Source organism: Variovorax sp. NFACC27 (assembly GCF_048301545.1).
GTDB classification, from domain to species: Bacteria; Pseudomonadota; Gammaproteobacteria; order Burkholderiales; family Burkholderiaceae_C; genus Variovorax; species Variovorax gossypii.
The window spans coordinates 1,011,869-1,027,664 of the sequence record NZ_CP157613.1; the positions used below are offsets into that span (position 1 = coordinate 1,011,869).

Sequence of the window (15,796 nt, forward strand, 5' to 3'; positions counted from 1 at the left end):
TACTTTCGATTCCTCAATGTGCATCGCCAATTTGCGACTTCAGCACGCGTGCCTTGAGGGCATAGGTTCCCGCACTCACCACCTGTTCGCCGGCCTTCACGCCTGACTTCACCACCGTCCGGCTCCCGAGCCTGTCGCCTGGATCGATGGCGCGCTGTTCGTAAGCACCGTTTTCAAAGACGAAAACGTTGGGCTGGCCTTGCATGAGAACGATGGCCTGGTCTGGCACCGTCAGCACGTCAGTCTTCGGTGCCGACTGCGGCGAGGGGCTTTCAATGGTGGCGGTCGCGAACATCTCGGGCTTGAGGCGGCCGTCGCCGTTCTTCACCTCGATGCGAGCCGGAATCGAACGCGTCTCCTTGTCGAGGATGCTTGCAACGTAGGTCACTCGTCCTTCAAAGCGCTCGCCGGGATAGGCGCCGACCGTGACGGTCGCTTTCGCACCAACGCGGACCTTCGCCAACTGGGCCTCGGCCAGGTTGGCCTCGATCCACAACGTCGACAGGTCCGCGACAACGAACAAGGCGTCGCTCGGGCCAGCCAAGCCACCCACGACCGCTTTTTTCTCGATGATTGTTCCTGCCAGCGGCGAAGTCAGCGGAAAGACGGAGGCCACGCCTGCACTTTGGCCCGACGCAACGCCGAGCAGCCGGAGGTGGTCCTCTGCGGCGCGAAGCGCGGCACTTGCCTTTTCATGCTCTGCCTTGGCTCGCAAATAGTCTTTCTGCGGGATGATTTCCTCTGCCTGCAACGCAGTCGCGCGCTTGTAGTCCGCGTCAGCCACTCGCTGAGCGGACCGTGCCTGGCTCAGCGCCGACGATGCCTCGCCAACGGCTACGCTGTCCAAGGTCGCGAGCGACTGTCCGGCTCGAACATTGTCGCCAAGGCTTGCCGCAACGCCGGCAACGCGGCCTTCGACGCGAGGCGCAATTCTCGCGATGCGATCCTGGTTCGCGCGAATCGTGGCTGTCACCGTGACGGTGTCAGCCAGTGGCTGTGCCTTGAGTTCCTCCAGGACGATGCCGGCGCGATCCGCTTCCTCCTTCGTGAGCTTGAGGCCTTCTTTCTCGGCAGCTTTCTCTTCGGCAGCGGGCTTTTCTGCCGCACCGTTGCTGCCTCCGCAACCGGAAAGTGCAATCAATGCGACGGCCGCGCAAACCGCTGCGACAAGCTTCGTCAGAGCGGGGCGTTCGGTACTGCTCTGACCGACTTGAGTGGGACTGAATTTCATGGCGTGATTCCTTCTGGAGGCCAGCCGGCGGCCAGCTCCAGTGCAAGACGGGTGGATTGATAGTCGATGAGCGCGTCGATGAGATCGCGGCGTGCGTCGAGGGCTTGCCTGTTCACCACAATCAACTCGAGAAGACCGATCTGGCCAGCGCGCTGCGACTTGACCGAGAGCTGCTGGTTATCGAGCAGCGCCGGAAGCACGCGCTCTTGGAGCCTGGTGACGCGATCCCTCAGGCTCTCCAGCTTGGCCCAGAGCGCCTGCACCTGCGCTTGCGCGTCTCGAGCGCCCGCACTGCGCGAGATCTCGGCTTGGGTGAGCGCGCTGCTTGCTTGTCCGATGCCAGCGGCATTGCGCTTGAACAGCGGTAGGGGCACGGAGACTGAAACAGTTGTAAGCCGTTCGCGTGCGCCGGATGCACCTTCACGTCCCACGCCCACGCCGACAGTGAGATCGGGATAGCGGCTGGCGCTCTCCAGCTTCAGCTTGGCCCGTGCAGACTCCTCCCGCGCACGCAGGGCCTGGAGGCGGGGCTGGCTATCGACCTGGGACAGCAGGGACTCGAGGCTGTAGGCCGCGCTTGCCGCAGGTCGGAGCTCGCCGCTCGCCTGGGGCAGGCTTTCAGGGCGGAGTTGAAGCTTGGCAGCCAGTTCAGCGCGAGTGTCTAGCAGTTGTTCCTTTGCGACGGCCAGCTGGTTGCGGGCACGCTCGGCCTCGACCGAGGCCACGTTGGAATCCAGCTTGGTGTCTTCGCCTGCGATCCGTCGCTTTTGTACAGCTGCCGCGGTACTTTCGAAGAGACCCAGCGCCTGCTCTTCGAGCTCGGTCCGTTGTTGCAGGGCGAGGATGCGGTAGTACAGCTGCGCCACCTCGACGCGAACTTGTCTGCGCGTCTCGGCGATCTCTTCCTGCAGGGCCGTCAGCGCTGCGTCGGCAGCTTCGCGGCGAAAGCCTCGCTGGCCGGCGATCTCGAAGGTCTGCTGGACGCTGCTCGACCACTCGCGGCGCCGTTCAGACGACGCCCCCTCCTGGGGGACAGTCCGACGTGTGCCATCGAAAGAGACGACTGGATTGTTGTACAGGAAGGCGTTGGCATCGGTGCGCGAACCTTCCGCCGAAGCGAGTTCGGCCCGTTTGGCTCTCAAGGCCGGATTGGATTCTTCAGCCAGCCGCCATGCCTCCGTCAGGCTCAATCCCTGAAGGACCGGCCGTAGGGGTGCTGACTGCGCAGTTTGGGCGGCTGAGGTCGCGACTTGCGCGAGGCTGGGCCATGCGGCCAGAGCCAATGCACTGGCAATGACCAGCGTCTTGATTCGCATCGAAATCTCCTAGCGTTGAAAAACAACCAAAGGCGAGATTCGGCGAGCAGTCGTCGTGGGAAAAAAAGGAAAAGAGAAAACGTGCTCGCCGATCAGAGGGCGAGCGTTCGTGCAGGGCGTTCAAGCCCTATGGGAATTGGCGAACGGTAGGTCGGAAGGCTGAGCGCTGGGGGCCATCCTCCGACAGGGGCCAGGAAATGAAGAGACGGAAGCGGAGCGATGTGGACAACGCTGGCATGACAACCGATGCAGTCGTCGCTGTCAGCGAGCGTCTTCAGCTTCAGGTCTTTGCTCTTTTCACCCGAAGATGCGTTGGCTTGGTGCTCGTGGTGACCAAAATGCGCGGCACCGGTGCCAGCCTCATGCCTGCAGTAACCCGTGGCCGCACCCCACGCGAACTGCAGCGGCAGGATCGCGAGAAGCATGGCTAGGAGGAACGTACGCATGATGGCAAGTGTATCGACGGTGCTGGATTTTTCGATGGGCTTGGCTGCGAAAATCAGGTCAGGGATCGGGTGATCTCGCGGGATCGCAGCTTACGCTGCCGCTTGACCGCATTTTGCGCAGAAGCGTGCTCCGGGCGCCAAGGCAGTGGAGCAGCCAGAGCAGACCCGTGCTGCTGCAGGAGCTGCGCCGCACTGCGCGCAAAAATTCGCGCCAGGAAGGAACGGGGCTCCGCACGACCGGCAAGGCGGCCCGCCGCGCGCATCAGCTCCTCCGTACGGATAACCACTTTCCCGCCCACCGTGATGCCCCGAACGGCTCGACGGACCATGCCCACGTTGGCCGTGGCCACCGTTTGCCAGGTTTCGAAAGATGTCGCTGAAGAAGCTCATGATGATTCCTTGGAAGGCAGGAGCGCCCATTGCTGTGGAATGAAGTGATTGGAAACCATGAAGTCACTTCAGGGTCAAGCGCTGCGGTGTATTTCCGCATGCATGGGACGCCCGCGCGATCGCCAACACGTCCAGATCGGCTCGGTACGCCGCGGTGGCGACGCCGAAAAACCCAAGCAATGTTGAAAACAGGTTGTCATGGGAATATTTCTGCCCGGTAACCGAAGCAAGGCATGAAATCGGCAATTTCAGGCGATGCTGTGTCTGAGCCGGTAGCCAGGCGAGCATGGGAACGTGCGTTTGCTCGCTGGGCGCAAGCATCGGCGGCAGCCCGTGCAGATAGATGTTTCGCTCGCCGAGGCTTTCACCATGGTCCGAGATGTAGAGGACCGCGATGTCCATCGCGGGGGCGCGAGCGCGCGCGGCCTCCACGATCCGAGCGATGTTCTGGCTGGCGTACTCGATCGTGTTGTCATAGGTGTTGACGAGCGCTTGCCGGTCGCAAGACTGGATCCGATTCGTATCGCACGTCGGCTGGAATTTGCCAGGTGCTGGATACCGCCGGTAGTAGGCAGGCCCGTGACTGCCCATCTGGTGCAGAACAATGGCCGTGTCCTGCGTCACCTCGCTCAGGCGCTCCTCCAGCGACTGGGTAAGAATTTCGTCTAGGCACGCGTCCTCACCGCAAAGGCCGTTGATGCCTGAAGTCGGCATCTGCCGGGTCGGCACTCGCGCACAGACTCCTTTGCAACCGGAGTTGTTGTCGAGCCATTGCACCGAAACACCTGTCCGCAGCAGGACGTCGAGTACATTTTCGCGCTCACGCGCCTTCTGCACGGAGAAGTCCTCGGCACCCAGCCCGGAGAACATGCAAGGCAACGATGTCGCGGTGTCGGTGCCACACGAGACGACATTCTGAAAGTACAGGATGTCTCGGTTAACCAGGGCTGTATTTGTCTGACGCGCATAGCCACCCAGGGAAAAGTTCGCCGCTCGTGCGGTTTCGCCTACGATCAGGACAAGCACCAGAGGGCGCCCGGAGAGCGTCTCGGTACGACGCGCATCCGGTGCTACTTGAAGAAGCGCCGTAGGTGTCGTATCTTCGCCTTTGATGTAGCCGTATACCGCATTGATGTAGTTCGTCGGAACAAGCTGGAAGCGGAGTTCCCGATGGTTCCGAAATGTCGATGCCAAGGTTCCATATGACGTGGCAAGCAACGCGCTAGCGACGCTGGCCGCAACCACACCTAGCAGTGTCATCTGGACTGCTGATTGCTTCCATCCGTCATTGCGAATGCCGATGAACCACAGCAATGCCGCAGGAAAAATACCCCGCCAAAGCACATCGACGAACGCTGGAAATGATAGCAACTCCCGGACTTCACGGGAGTCCGTTTCGATCATGTTCCGAACCAGTCCCTTGTCGAAGAGCACGCCCCAGGCATCGAGGTAGTGCGATACGCTGGCAGAGGTGACTAACAGTGTGCACAACAGGAAAATCCCAGCCCTGCCAACGACGAAGGGTCGCAGAACTGCGGCGAAAAGCAGCACAAGAAAGATCCCAAGCCCGACCGTCGAAGCTGCGGTGGTGGCACTCAAGCCGTCCTGTGCCAACGCGAACGTCCTCCAGAAGCTGAGGTTGTCTACACCAACAATCCAACTTGCAGTGCCTACGCTTGCCCAAGTTGCGGAGAGTGGCACATTCGTTACCCGCAAGGAGGTAAGTGGTGCGTCGGCGCTGGAAGGCTGTCGAGGGGGGAGATTTGGCATGGTCGAAATCATTCACGCGGATCGAAGGCGGCGGCTGCCAATCGCGTCAGTCGTGGCGGGCGATTCTAGAAATCGCATCTAACAAGCGCCGAACTGCAACATTACAGGCGCGTAATAGATGTAGAAGCGCTAGGGCAGGACGCCATGGAACCTTTGGCTTAATTGAGGAGTTGAAGCAAGTAATGTCACTTTTTCTTCTAACTCTTCGCTTTTGAGTGCCAAGGTGAGTGAATCCGTCATTGAGGATGTGTGACGAGAAATGGCGAGGGCGTTTGGTGCAAGGAAGTTTATTTTTCCGCCAAAATTAAACCCGACTTGTTGGATTCCACCGATCTCTGACCTGGGGGATTTTTGATGGCAATCAAAAATCTGGTGTTGTTTGAAACGATGCCTTGCGCGGACCGAGTTGCTTCTCGTGGCTCTGAAAAATTAAATAACTGCAGGCATCAAATCAGATTCGAAAAAATAATCAACATCGGATCGATAATTTTTGCTGCAGGAAAAAATTCCTTGCTCCTGAGGTTTTCTAAATCTAAAGGCGTGGGCTTGGAGTTGGCGACAGGTTCGATTTGAGGATGTGAGAGAAGGCGCGAACGGCTGGGGCTCTCACCCGTCTGCTTGGATAAGAAATATGTATCTCTAATTGAGGTAGCATGATGTCTGGAAGCACTCGTATCAAGAGATTCTCTAGCATCAAGGGTTCGCAGATGTATGCAGGAAAGCAGCCGATACCCAAGCCCTGCAGAACAAAAGCTTGAAAAATCTCCACATCATTCGTGGTAGCTCGAGCATGCAAGGGCTTGGAAGCCGCACTTCCGGTGGCCGACAAAGGGTTTGAATTTATCTCGCCAGAGCTGTTGAAAATAAAATCATGTCGATCTAAGTCTGAGGCAAAAAGGGGGCGACCTCTTCTTTCAATGTATTCTGGTGAAGCGCATAGCCAGTGGTCCATGCTTGTTAATTGGGATGAACCAGGATGACTACGCGAGGTGATCGCGATGTCAGTAGTCTCTGCCTTTAAGGCCGAATCATCAGAGGTAATGTCTAATTGTAGCTGCACGCCCGTGCAGCTATTTAAGAATTGAAATCCTATGTGATTTCGCATGGCGGTGGTAAGAAATAATTCCGTTGAAACACATACCGTCAAATGTCCCTGCGGTTTCAACGGAAGCGATCCTACATAACCAAGTGTGTCATCGATGCGCTGAAGCATTTCAGCCCCGCGTTCTTTAACGACGGCGCCAGCTTTGCTAAGTCGCACCTTGCGGGTTGTACGTAGAAGTAGTGGCGTATTTAGAATTTTTTCCAATCTGGCAATACTTCTGCTCACACTCGATTTGTGAATGCAGAGCTCCTCTGCGGCAGCGGAAAAGCTGCCAAGAATTGCCACGTATGTGAAAATTCTCAAATCGTTCAAATCAATTGAATTTGCATCGATTTTGCCATTTTCGTCCAAAGAGAAATTTTCCATGCAAATTACAAACAGACGTATTTCACAATGTAAAAAGCCACCTAGCCTAAGCTGGGTGGCTTTCAGTCTTTCGATTCGAAGCTGGCTTACGCCAGCATCAAATTAGAAAGCGTGACGGATACCGAAGTCGTAGCCGGTCGAGCTCTTCGGGGTGAAGCCAGCGCCGGAGAAGAAAGCCGGACCACCGACGGTCAGCGCTGCACCGTTCTTGTTGCTCACGCGAGCAACGGTAGCGTACAGAGCAGTGCGCTTCGACAGATTGTGCACATAGCCGATAGCCAGCTTGTTGGCCTTCGGGTCAGCGATACGCGGCTGGAACAGCACTGCAGGCTGGTTCAGGTCGTACTTGACCGACGAGTAAGCGGCGCGGATCAGGCCAGCACCGACGGGCACGGTCACACCCAGCAGGTAGCCGGTCAGATCGGTATCAGGCGTAGCGCCGACGAACGGGGTCACTTCATAGTCAACCTTGTTCTTCACGCGCGACACTTCACCGAACAGCTTCACAGGACCGAAGTCATACGAAGCACCCAGGTTCAGCGTGTTGACCTTGTTGGTCACGCCAGCGTAGAACTGGTCACCCGAGGTGCTGCTGCCATAAGCCAGCGCGACGTCCAGAGGACCATTGGCGTAGCCGAAACGGCCACCGACGTAACGGCCGGTGCGCGAGTTGTTCGCGACGTTGGGCGTAGCGGTACCAGGGCTGTACTTCGTCTTCTCGCTGAAGCCGTATTGGACCTGGCCGTAGAAGCCACCCAGGTTCGGGGGCAGGAAGTAGCCGATGGTGTTGCTGGCGCGAACGTAGTTCGGGTTGCCACCAAAGCCACCCGCACCGCCGGCGGTGTTGAAACCGCTGGCCGTCGAGATCAGGTTGGTGCCCACGCCAACAGTGCCGAACGGATCGAACACGGTGTCGTTCCAGAACGTCGGGGTGTAATCACGACCCAGGCGAACTTCACCGAAACCACCCGACAGGCTCACGGTCGAGCGACGAGCGAACGTCGACACGCCGGTTGCGCCGTCGTCATTGGTGATCGGGGCTTCGAGCCAGAAGCTGGCGGCCAGGCCGCCACCCAGGTCTTCCGTACCACGGAAGCCCAGACGGCTGGAGTTGTAAGCGCCACTGGCCAGTTGACGGCTGCTGACCTTGACGCTGCCCTTGTTCAGGTAGAACGGATTCAGGAAGGTGGCGCTGTTCAGGTCACGCGAGGTGGACGAGTAGCCGCTGATCGACGCGTCGACCACACCAAACAGCGTGACGGACGACTGAGCCGAGGCAACACCGGCAACAGCCAGAGCAGCCAGAGCAACTAGAGATTTTTTCATTGCAAGTTTCTCCAAGGTTAAACATAGGGCTCCGGTGCGAAGGGCTCACCGTGACTGGCACTTAGTGCTCCCACCGGACCCCGGGCCAACCTCCTTTTGGGAAGTTGATGCTATTGCACCAGAGCCGATGCGGCAGGGCAAAACAATTCGCCCTAAATCTTGGAAGCCCTGCATTTTTGTTGTGCATTAGAGACATGCTCGCGAAAGTGGAGCAGCGCCTCGCCTGGGGGCTCTGGTGCTGCCTCGCGAGGATTTGTAGCGTATCGCGCCGCTTTGGAGGGGGCCTTCCGACTTGACTGGCACTTGGGCGAACGCCCCGTATGGCCGATCATGGAACTCGGCCGACAATGGGCCGAGCCCGGCCATGGCGGTTCTGGCCCCTGGGCTCCTGGTTCCCGCTGCGCGATTGCCCGACTTTCCTCGATCGCACAGGGCCTTTGGATGCGCCGTACAGCTTGGACTGCGGTCCTGCCTGCTGTGAGTAAATGGTGTCCCGCACTTGACGGTTGTGAGTGACGGCAGCCGACGGGGGGGGCTCAGTTACTTGGGTGTCGGTTGTTCGGCTAGAGATCTCTACGGGGGCGGCAACTGCCGGGCAATGCTGTCGGGTGGCCTAGCACTTTTGCAGCGACCGCCTTGAAGCTCTCGTGGCGATCGCAGGTCACCCAACTTGACTCTGCGCGGCCCGCGGTGGCTCAAACTATGCCAGAGCTCAGTCCAAAGAGCGAAGGGCGAGGCCTTCGAGGTCTGACCTTCAGACCGAGCTCCTGGCGGTTCTCGCCAGCGCTCACCCTAACGGTCACTATCAACGGCACGCATCGCGGCGCCTAGCCACTTACGTCTTCACTGTGCAGATCGCGCCAAGCCGCTGGCGGGTGGTCGCCATTGATCTGGCGCCCCAGAAAGGCGTGAACACGCTCGTTCAGTTTGCTGCATGACTGGGCAGATTCTGTTCTTCGTGGTGCTGCCCATGCAGGGCGTCTTGAGCAACTCGTCCGATGGGTAGGCAAGGGACCGGAAAATTGAGATAGTGGCTGCCACAGGTACCGTGTGGGGGCGCAGCAAGTGGGAAAAGTTTTACAGGACTTCATGAGGCATCGATGCAGGCGTACTCCAAAATCAGCTGTTTAACCAGCTTGATTCAGCAGGAGAGGGCGGCTGAGCATGCGTTATCAACGTTCGGCCAGCCCAGCCTGCGCATGGATTGACGTTTGGCGGCTACAGTTTTCAAAATCCAATCCGACGAAGAATCAGATACAACCGATTGGAGATTCACTTCTGGCTACTCGAAAGCTGAATTTTTAGACGTCCGTTTGGCGGTAAATGCATCTGTTGAAACCTCCGCGAGCTTCACGGCGAGTGTCGCTATGAGAGTATTTGTACGTCGGGCACGAAGGAGGATTTGGTATAAAGGAGGATATAAACCCACAAATATCTAAGCATGTCACATGCGAGCGGTACTCAGGTGGACCCTGCGCTGCCTTTGTTTTCTCGGCGACTCAAGGTAGCACGGTTGCGTAGCAACTTCTCGCAGGAGCGATTGGGTGTAGCGGCCGGCATGGATGCGTTCTCCGCTAGTGCAAGAATTAACCAATACGAACGTGGAAGGCACATGCCTGATGTGCTGATGTCCAGGCGCTTGGCCCAGGTGCTGGGTGTGCCGCTGTCGTATTTTTGGGCAGCTGACGATGACGAGGCGGAGCTTTTGCGACTTTTCCACGCTCTTGGGGGGGACGGGCGTAAGCGGGTTTTGTGTTTGCTTCAGGAACTGACTGTCTCAAGGTAAAAGGCACTTTCGAATCCCGTTGGGTGCGGTGCTCGGCCAATCCTGCATTGGATGCGACTGTCGTGGCACGAGATAAATGCGTGGCGCCCCCTTGCCTTAATTAAGCAGGCCAATTCATTAGGAGAGCCGTAAGGGGCTGGCCGCCCCATCTTGAACGCTCGGGCGCTGGCGGCAACGATCGTGTCCACGAACGAATAGATGGACATGATGGCAAACGGTCAAGAGGTGCGTCGGCGCCGGTACAGTGAAGAGCTCAAGCAGCAAGTGCTGAGCGAATGTGAGAGGCCGAACGCATCGGTGGCGAAGGTCGCGATGGCGCATGGCATCAATGCCAACGTGGTGCACTCCTGGCGCAAGAAGGTACGGGAATCGTTGGAGACGCCCGATGCCATCGCACTGCAGGAGCCGACGTTCGTTCCAATGATGTTGCCACCGGTTGCGTCGGCGGTGTCGGCATCCCCAACGCAGATTCAGGTGCAGATCAAGCGCGGCGCCGTGGTGATCAGCGTGGACTGGCCACTGGAGGCGGCGGCGCAGTTGGGCATCTGGACGCGCGAGTTGCTGAAGTGATCCGCATCGACGCGGTGTGGCTGGCCGTGCAGCCCATGGACATGCGCGCCGGCGCCGAACGACTGCTGGCAAGCGTCGTGAAGGTCTTCGGCGCCGCGCAGGCACATCACGGCTACTTGTTTGCCAACGCCCGGCACACGCGCATCAAGCTGCTGGTGCACGATGGCTTCGGTGTGTGGTGTGCCGCTCGACGGCTGAACGTCGGCGGCTTCGCGTGGCCGGCTCAAGGTTCGACGAGCGGTGCGCCGCTCACGCTGACGCGCGAGCAATTCGACGCCCTGGTGTTGGGCCTGCCCTGGCAGCGCCTGGAGGACATGCGCGTCATCACCCGGCTGTGAAGTCGGCGCGCGAGCGTTGACAGCGCTACCCCGCATGGCAGGTGCGTGTGATCGCCGGCATGATGGATGTATGCAGCACCTGCACGATCTCAATGCCTCGGACCTCAGCAGTCTGTCGCCCGAGACCGTTACCGCGCTGGCGCAGCAGATGTTGGCCCACATCCAGCAGCAGGCCCAGCACATTGAGCGCCAGGCGCACGAGATCAAATTCAGGGACGCCAAGCTGGAGAAGGTGATGTTCGAGCTGGCGCGCCTGAAGGCGTGGAAGTTCGACGCTAGAACCGAAGCCATGAACGCCGAACAGCGGCGCCTGTTCGAAGAGACGATGGCCGAGGACGAAGCCAGCCTGCAGGCGCAGCTTGAGCAACTGCAATCCAAGTCGCCGGCCAAGCAGGCGCAGGAAGAAGGCGACAAGCCTCCATGCAAGCCTCGCCGCCAGAAGCTGCCCGAACATCTGCGTCGGGTAGATCACCCCCATGAGCCCGATGACACGAACTGCCCGTTGCCCGAATGCGGCCGGCCGATGGTGCGCGTGGGCGAAGACATTAGCGAACAACTGGACATCGTGCCGGCCGAGTTCTTCGTTCATCGCCACATCTACGGCAAGTGGGCCTGCCGCTGCTGCCAGTGCCTGGTGCAGGAACCGGCCGTGCCGCAGATCATCGACGGCGGCATCATGGCCGCCGGTCTTATCGCGCACACGCTGACCAGCCACTTCGTCGACCACCTGCCGTACTACAGGCTGGAGACCATCAACGCGCGCTCCGGTGTGCACACGCCGCGCTCGACGCTGGCACAGACCTCGGGGCGCGCTGGCGCGGCCCTGGAGCCCTTGTACGACGCCCACAAGCGCTTCGTACTGCAGTCGAGGGTGCTGCATGCCGACGAGACACCTGTTGCCATGTTGGACCCAGGCCGGGGAAAGACGAGGAGGGCCTACATCTGGGCCTATGCCAGGGGAGCCTTCGATCCACTGCCGGGCGTCGTGTACGAGTTCTGCCTGGGCCGCGGCGCCCAGTACCCCATTGCCTTCCTGCAGGGAAGCGACGGCTTCGGCGCGCACATGCCTTGGAGCGGCACGCTGGTGCGCGACGAATACTCGGCATACGACAACGTCGTCGCAGCGCACGCTGATCGCATTGCCGCTGGATGTCTCGCTCATGCGAGGCGCCACTTCCACGAGCTGGGCAAGTCCGGCACCAGCGACGTGGCCACCGAAGCGCTCAGGCGCATTGCGACGATTTACCGCGCGGAGCGCCAGTTCGGACAACTCGCTGGCGAAGACCGTCTACGCATGCGTCAGTCGGTGACCAGGCCTCTGTGGGAGGAACTGCATGTGTGGCTGCAGCTCGAGCGCGCCAGGGTCCCCGATGGCGGGGCGACGGCCAAGGCCTTGAGCTACAGCCTGAATGCCTGGGCTGCGCTGACGCGCAACCTCCTCGACGGCGACGTGCCGGTGGACAACAACCACTTGGAAAACCGAATCCGCCCCTGGGCCATGGGACGCCGTAATGCGAAGTGCGCTTTTATGCGAAGTCGCGCGTGACGAGATCGGCAAAAGGGCAGATCCCGGCGGTCTGAGGCGCATCCGGATGGCTCTGGACTTCGCATAAAAGTAAGCGTCTCCTGCGGTGTCAACCCCACCTCAGGAGACGATCATGGATGCTTTTGATACCCTTCATCCGACGGCCGCGTCATGGCTTCGCTCGAGCGCGCTTGCGCCGTCAGTACCTGCCTATTGGAGCTACTTGACCGAGCGGCGCTATGCGCCCAGCACGGCGAGGTCGTACCTCTGCTGCCTCGCGCACTTCGCGCGATGGATTCGTCGATGTCGTCATCCGCTGGATGACCTCGATCACGCGATCGCGAGGTTCATCGATGAGCATTTGCCACGCTGTACTTGCCCGTCCCTGGCGCATCGTTGTCGCCACCAAGTTCGAGCTGCACTGCAACACCTGAGAGTAGTTCTTGGGAACTCCGGGATCGTGACAGACAGACGTCGGGTCGACCCGATTGAAGAGGCACTGCACCGCTATGACGAGCATATGCAACAGGCCAGGGGCTTGGCTCGAAGTACTCGTCTTCGGCGACTGAAGATCGTGGACGCATTAATTCGCAAGGCTGCGGCGGTCACGCCGAGCGCGGAGCAACTGCGGCGATTCATTGCTCAGGAACTCGACCGCGTGTCGCCGGCCAGTGGGGGCGTGATCGCCACGGCATTGCGCGGCTACTTGCACTTCAGAGCCTTCGAAGGCGACCGTGTCGAGCATTTGTTACCGGTGATTGGGTCACCGGCGCGGTGGCGCTTGGCGCCGCTGCCGCAGACGCTGTCGCGCAACGATGTCGAGCGATTGCTCGATGCCTTCCCGCCCGGGCTGCCTTCGCGCCTTCGCTCATACGCGATCGTGCGATGCTTCGTGGACCTCGGATTGCGCACCCACGAAGTCAGCCGCCTTGCGCTGGACGACATCGACTGGACGGCCGGCACCTTGCGCATCGCCAAGTGCAAGACCCGGCGCACGGACTTGATGCCCTTGCCGCCGGCGACCGGCCGCGCCATCGCCGAGTACCTACGGATGGAGCGACCTCTGACGGTCAACCGGCAGGTGTTCGTCCGGCACGTGGCGCCGGCCGACGAACCCGTGGGCCCGGACGTCGTGCGCAACACCGTGCGCAATGCCTATCGACGCTGTGGCTTGCCCTATACCCGCGTGCATATCCTTCGCCACACCCTGGCCAGCCGACTGCTCGACACCGGGGGCACACTCAAGGAAGTAGCCGATGTGCTGCGTCACCGCCACCTCGACACCACACTCATTTACGCCAAGGTCGACATGAATCGCCTTGGCGCTGTGGCAATGCCATGGCCGGGGAGCACGGCATGAAGGCCGAGACGACGCTGCAGGCGACTGTGCAGCGCTACCTCAAGGAACGTCGGCAGCTCGGCTTTGCGTTGAAGGCGCCGGCCACCGAGCTGATGCGGTTCGCCCGCTTCGCCGACGCCCGCGGCCACAAGGGGCCGTTGACGCGGGAATTGCAGGTCGAATGGGCGCGGCAGCATGTTCACCGCACCGACACAGTGACCGCGGCGCGCAGGATCGAGATCCTGCGGCCGTTTGCGGCCTACTACCGGCAATTCGAGGTGGACACCGAAGTGCTGCCGACGAACGCCCTCGGCCGCGGTCACCGCAGACTGACGCCGCACATTTACACCAACGAAGAGATCCTGCAACTGCTACGGTACGCCGATGGCCTGGCCCCCTTGGGGGGCTTGCGCCCGCTGATGTACCGCACGCTGTTCGGGCTTCTGGCAGCCGTCGGGCTCAGGATCTCCGAAGCGTTGAAACTTCGGGTCGGCGACATTGATCTGGACGTCGCGACAATCACTGTACGGGAGACCAAGTTCCACAAGTCCCGCTGTCTTCCGATCCATGCCAGCGTGGTGCAGGCGCTGATGGAGTATCGGCACATGCGCGACCGGCACGCCGACTCCGATGCGGATGCGCCATTCTTCGTCTCCCGCATCGGTGGATTCTTGCCCGCAAGTACTGCCGAGCACGTCTTCAAACGCCTACGACCTCGATTGGGGTGGTGCACGCGAGGCGACCACACCAACCCGCGCCTGCACGACCTTCGGCACACGATGGCAGTTCGACGCGTTCAGCTCTGGCATGAGACTGGTGTGTCCATTGACCAGGCGATGTTCTGGCTGTGCACCTACCTTGGCCACGCCAAGATCACCGACACCTACTGGTATCTCACAGGCGTACCTGAATTGATGGACATCGTCGGCGCAAAGTTCGAGCGCTTCTCGCTCGCAGGAGACGGCGATGAGTAAGCCGACATCGCCGAGCTTCGCGACCCTGGTGCAGGAGTTCTTCACCGACTACATGCTCCAACAGCGAGCCCTGAGCCCGTGCACGGTGGCTTCGTACCGAGACACATTCGTGCTGCTGCTGCGCTACGCGCAACGGCAGGGCAAGGAGCCGAACAGCATGGAGCTGACCGACGTCACTGCGAAGTTCCTCGTCGGCTTCCTTGATTACCTTGAGCAGGAACGACACAGCTCAGTGCGCAGCCGCAACATCCGGCTGGCCGCAGTGCGCTCCTTCCTGAAGTTCGCCGCGAGACGCGACCCGCTTCACCTGGGCCTCATTGAGCAAGCCCTGGCTGTACCGATGAAGCGCTTCGATCGCAAGATGGTGGGCTTCGTCCCCAGGCAACAGATGCTCGCCTTGATCGACGCGCCGGGCGACACCTGGATCGGCCAGCGAGATCGCCTGATGTTCGCGCTGATGTTCAACACCGGGGCCCGTGTCTCGGAGATCCTCGGCGTTCGGGTGGAAGACGTCGTGCTCGGCCCGACGTCGAGCATCCGGCTGCACGGCAAAGGACGCAAGCAGCGCTCATTGCCGCTGTGGAAGACCAGCGCCAGGGCGGTGAGGGATTGGCTCCACCTGAACCCAGAACTTCACGCCGACTCGCCGCTGCTGCCGCGCCGCGACGGCAAGCCTATGACGCGGGCCAACGTCGCTCAGCGTCTGAAGCTCGCCGTGCAGATCGCCTCTCGCAAATACCCCGACTTGATCAGCATGTCGGTGTCGCCGCACCTGGTTAGACACGCCACGGCAATGTGCTTGCTTCAGTCAGGCGCCGACCCGTGCGAGATCGCCTTGTGGCTCGGACACGAGAGTCCAGCGACAACGCACATGTACGTCGAGGCGGACCTGGCGATGAAGGAGCGGGCATTGGCGCGCCTGAAGGCACCGCAGGTGAAGCTCACTACGTACCGTCCGCCCAAGGCTCTGCTGGCGTTCCTGAAGGCGCTGTGATTCTGCGAAGCGGTCATGGGAACGAGTTCCTTCATGTCCCTCGGACCGATCGCAGTGTCGACATCCCGACTTCGCATAAAAGCGCACTTCGCATTACGGCGCTCATGAACACAAGAGCATGAACGCCGCGCCTGGCTGTTCGCCGGCAGCGAACTGGCTGGTCAGCGCGCCGCCATCGTGATGAGCCTGGTGCAGTCGGCACGCCTGTGCGGCCACGACCCGCATGCCTACCTCAAGGACGTCCTGGAGCGCTTGCCCACGCACCTGAACAGCCGAATTGACGATCTCCTGCCACATCGCTGGCAACCGCTCACCTGACT

At 60.4% G+C, this 15,796-nt stretch carries 14 protein-coding genes and 1 pseudogene; 8 read left to right on the forward strand and 7 right to left on the reverse strand.

The genetic code is table 11. The features are described 5' to 3' along the window. Positions 1-13: 13 nt before the first annotated feature. The 7 genes from ABL840_RS04645 to ABL840_RS04675 all read right to left on the reverse strand — a co-directional run bounded on the left by ABL840_RS04645 (position 14) and on the right by ABL840_RS04675 (position 7,950). Positions 14-1,231, reverse strand: coding sequence for an efflux RND transporter periplasmic adaptor subunit (locus tag ABL840_RS04645; protein WP_093299064.1), 1,218 nt, complete (start codon positions 1,229-1,231; stop codon positions 14-16). After that, positions 1,228-2,547 (reverse strand): TolC family protein, encoded by a 1,320-nt coding sequence (locus ABL840_RS04650; RefSeq protein WP_093299066.1) that lies wholly within the window; start codon positions 2,545-2,547, stop codon positions 1,228-1,230. The genes ABL840_RS04645 and ABL840_RS04650 overlap by 4 nt, the downstream gene beginning before the upstream one ends. Positions 2,548-2,639: 92 nt before the next feature. After that, a complete protein-coding gene (locus ABL840_RS04655) occupies positions 2,640-2,972 on the reverse strand; it encodes a cobalt-zinc-cadmium resistance protein (RefSeq protein WP_177246199.1) in 333 nt (110 codons plus the stop codon). Between the two features lie 111 nt (positions 2,973-3,083). Beyond that, positions 3,084-3,413, reverse strand: a complete 330-nt coding sequence (locus ABL840_RS04660; protein WP_418116198.1) for a double zinc ribbon domain-containing protein — start codon at positions 3,411-3,413, stop codon at positions 3,084-3,086. A 33-nt stretch (positions 3,414-3,446) separates the two neighbouring features. Next, positions 3,447-4,997 (reverse strand): phosphoethanolamine transferase, encoded by a 1,551-nt coding sequence (locus tag ABL840_RS04665; RefSeq protein WP_418116199.1) that lies wholly within the window; start codon positions 4,995-4,997, stop codon positions 3,447-3,449. Positions 4,998-5,685: 688 nt separating this feature from the next. Continuing rightward, a complete protein-coding gene (locus tag ABL840_RS04670; RefSeq protein WP_093299076.1) occupies positions 5,686-6,624 on the reverse strand; it encodes a LysR family transcriptional regulator in 939 nt (312 codons plus the stop codon). A 102-nt stretch (positions 6,625-6,726) separates the two neighbouring features. After that, the gene (locus tag ABL840_RS04675; RefSeq protein ID WP_093299079.1) at positions 6,727-7,950 is read right to left on the reverse strand and encodes a porin; all 1,224 of its coding nucleotides are present in this window, start codon (positions 7,948-7,950) and stop codon (positions 6,727-6,729) included. A gap of 1,441 nt (positions 7,951-9,391) precedes the next feature. Here ABL840_RS04675 and ABL840_RS04680 point away from each other — a divergent pair. The 8 genes and pseudogenes from ABL840_RS04680 to ABL840_RS04715 form a co-directional block, all read left to right on the forward strand. Beyond that, the gene (locus tag ABL840_RS04680) at positions 9,392-9,736 is read left to right on the forward strand and encodes a helix-turn-helix domain-containing protein (protein WP_093299082.1); all 345 of its coding nucleotides are present in this window, start codon (positions 9,392-9,394) and stop codon (positions 9,734-9,736) included. Positions 9,737-9,934: 198 nt separating this feature from the next. Continuing rightward, positions 9,935-10,306, forward strand: a complete 372-nt coding sequence (tnpA, locus tag ABL840_RS04685) for an IS66-like element accessory protein TnpA (RefSeq protein WP_093299084.1) — start codon at positions 9,935-9,937, stop codon at positions 10,304-10,306. Next, on the forward strand, positions 10,303-10,644 hold the full coding sequence (tnpB, locus tag ABL840_RS04690) for an IS66 family insertion sequence element accessory protein TnpB (protein WP_143042879.1): 342 nt from the start codon (positions 10,303-10,305) through the stop codon (positions 10,642-10,644). Before tnpA ends, tnpB begins: the two co-directional genes overlap by 4 nt. Positions 10,645-10,714: 70 nt before the next feature. Further along, positions 10,715-12,190: an IS66 family transposase gene (gene tnpC / locus ABL840_RS04695; RefSeq protein WP_093299087.1), complete on the forward strand. Its 1,476-nt coding sequence runs from the start codon at positions 10,715-10,717 to the stop codon at positions 12,188-12,190. A gap of 112 nt (positions 12,191-12,302) precedes the next feature. After that, the gene (locus tag ABL840_RS04700; protein WP_093299089.1) at positions 12,303-13,529 is read left to right on the forward strand and encodes a tyrosine-type recombinase/integrase; all 1,227 of its coding nucleotides are present in this window, start codon (positions 12,303-12,305) and stop codon (positions 13,527-13,529) included. Beyond that, positions 13,526-14,482 carry a tyrosine-type recombinase/integrase gene (locus ABL840_RS04705; protein WP_093299901.1) on the forward strand — a complete coding sequence of 319 codons (957 nt, stop codon included), beginning with the start codon at positions 13,526-13,528 and terminating at the stop codon, positions 14,480-14,482. The genes ABL840_RS04700 and ABL840_RS04705 overlap by 4 nt, the downstream gene beginning before the upstream one ends. Further along, positions 14,475-15,476, forward strand: a complete 1,002-nt coding sequence (locus ABL840_RS04710) for a tyrosine-type recombinase/integrase (RefSeq protein ID WP_093299092.1) — start codon at positions 14,475-14,477, stop codon at positions 15,474-15,476. The genes ABL840_RS04705 and ABL840_RS04710 overlap by 8 nt, the downstream gene beginning before the upstream one ends. A 123-nt stretch (positions 15,477-15,599) precedes the next feature. Further along, positions 15,600-15,794 (forward strand): annotated as a pseudogene (locus ABL840_RS04715) (transposase domain-containing protein); the annotation flags it as partial. Positions 15,795-15,796 lie beyond the last annotated feature (2 nt).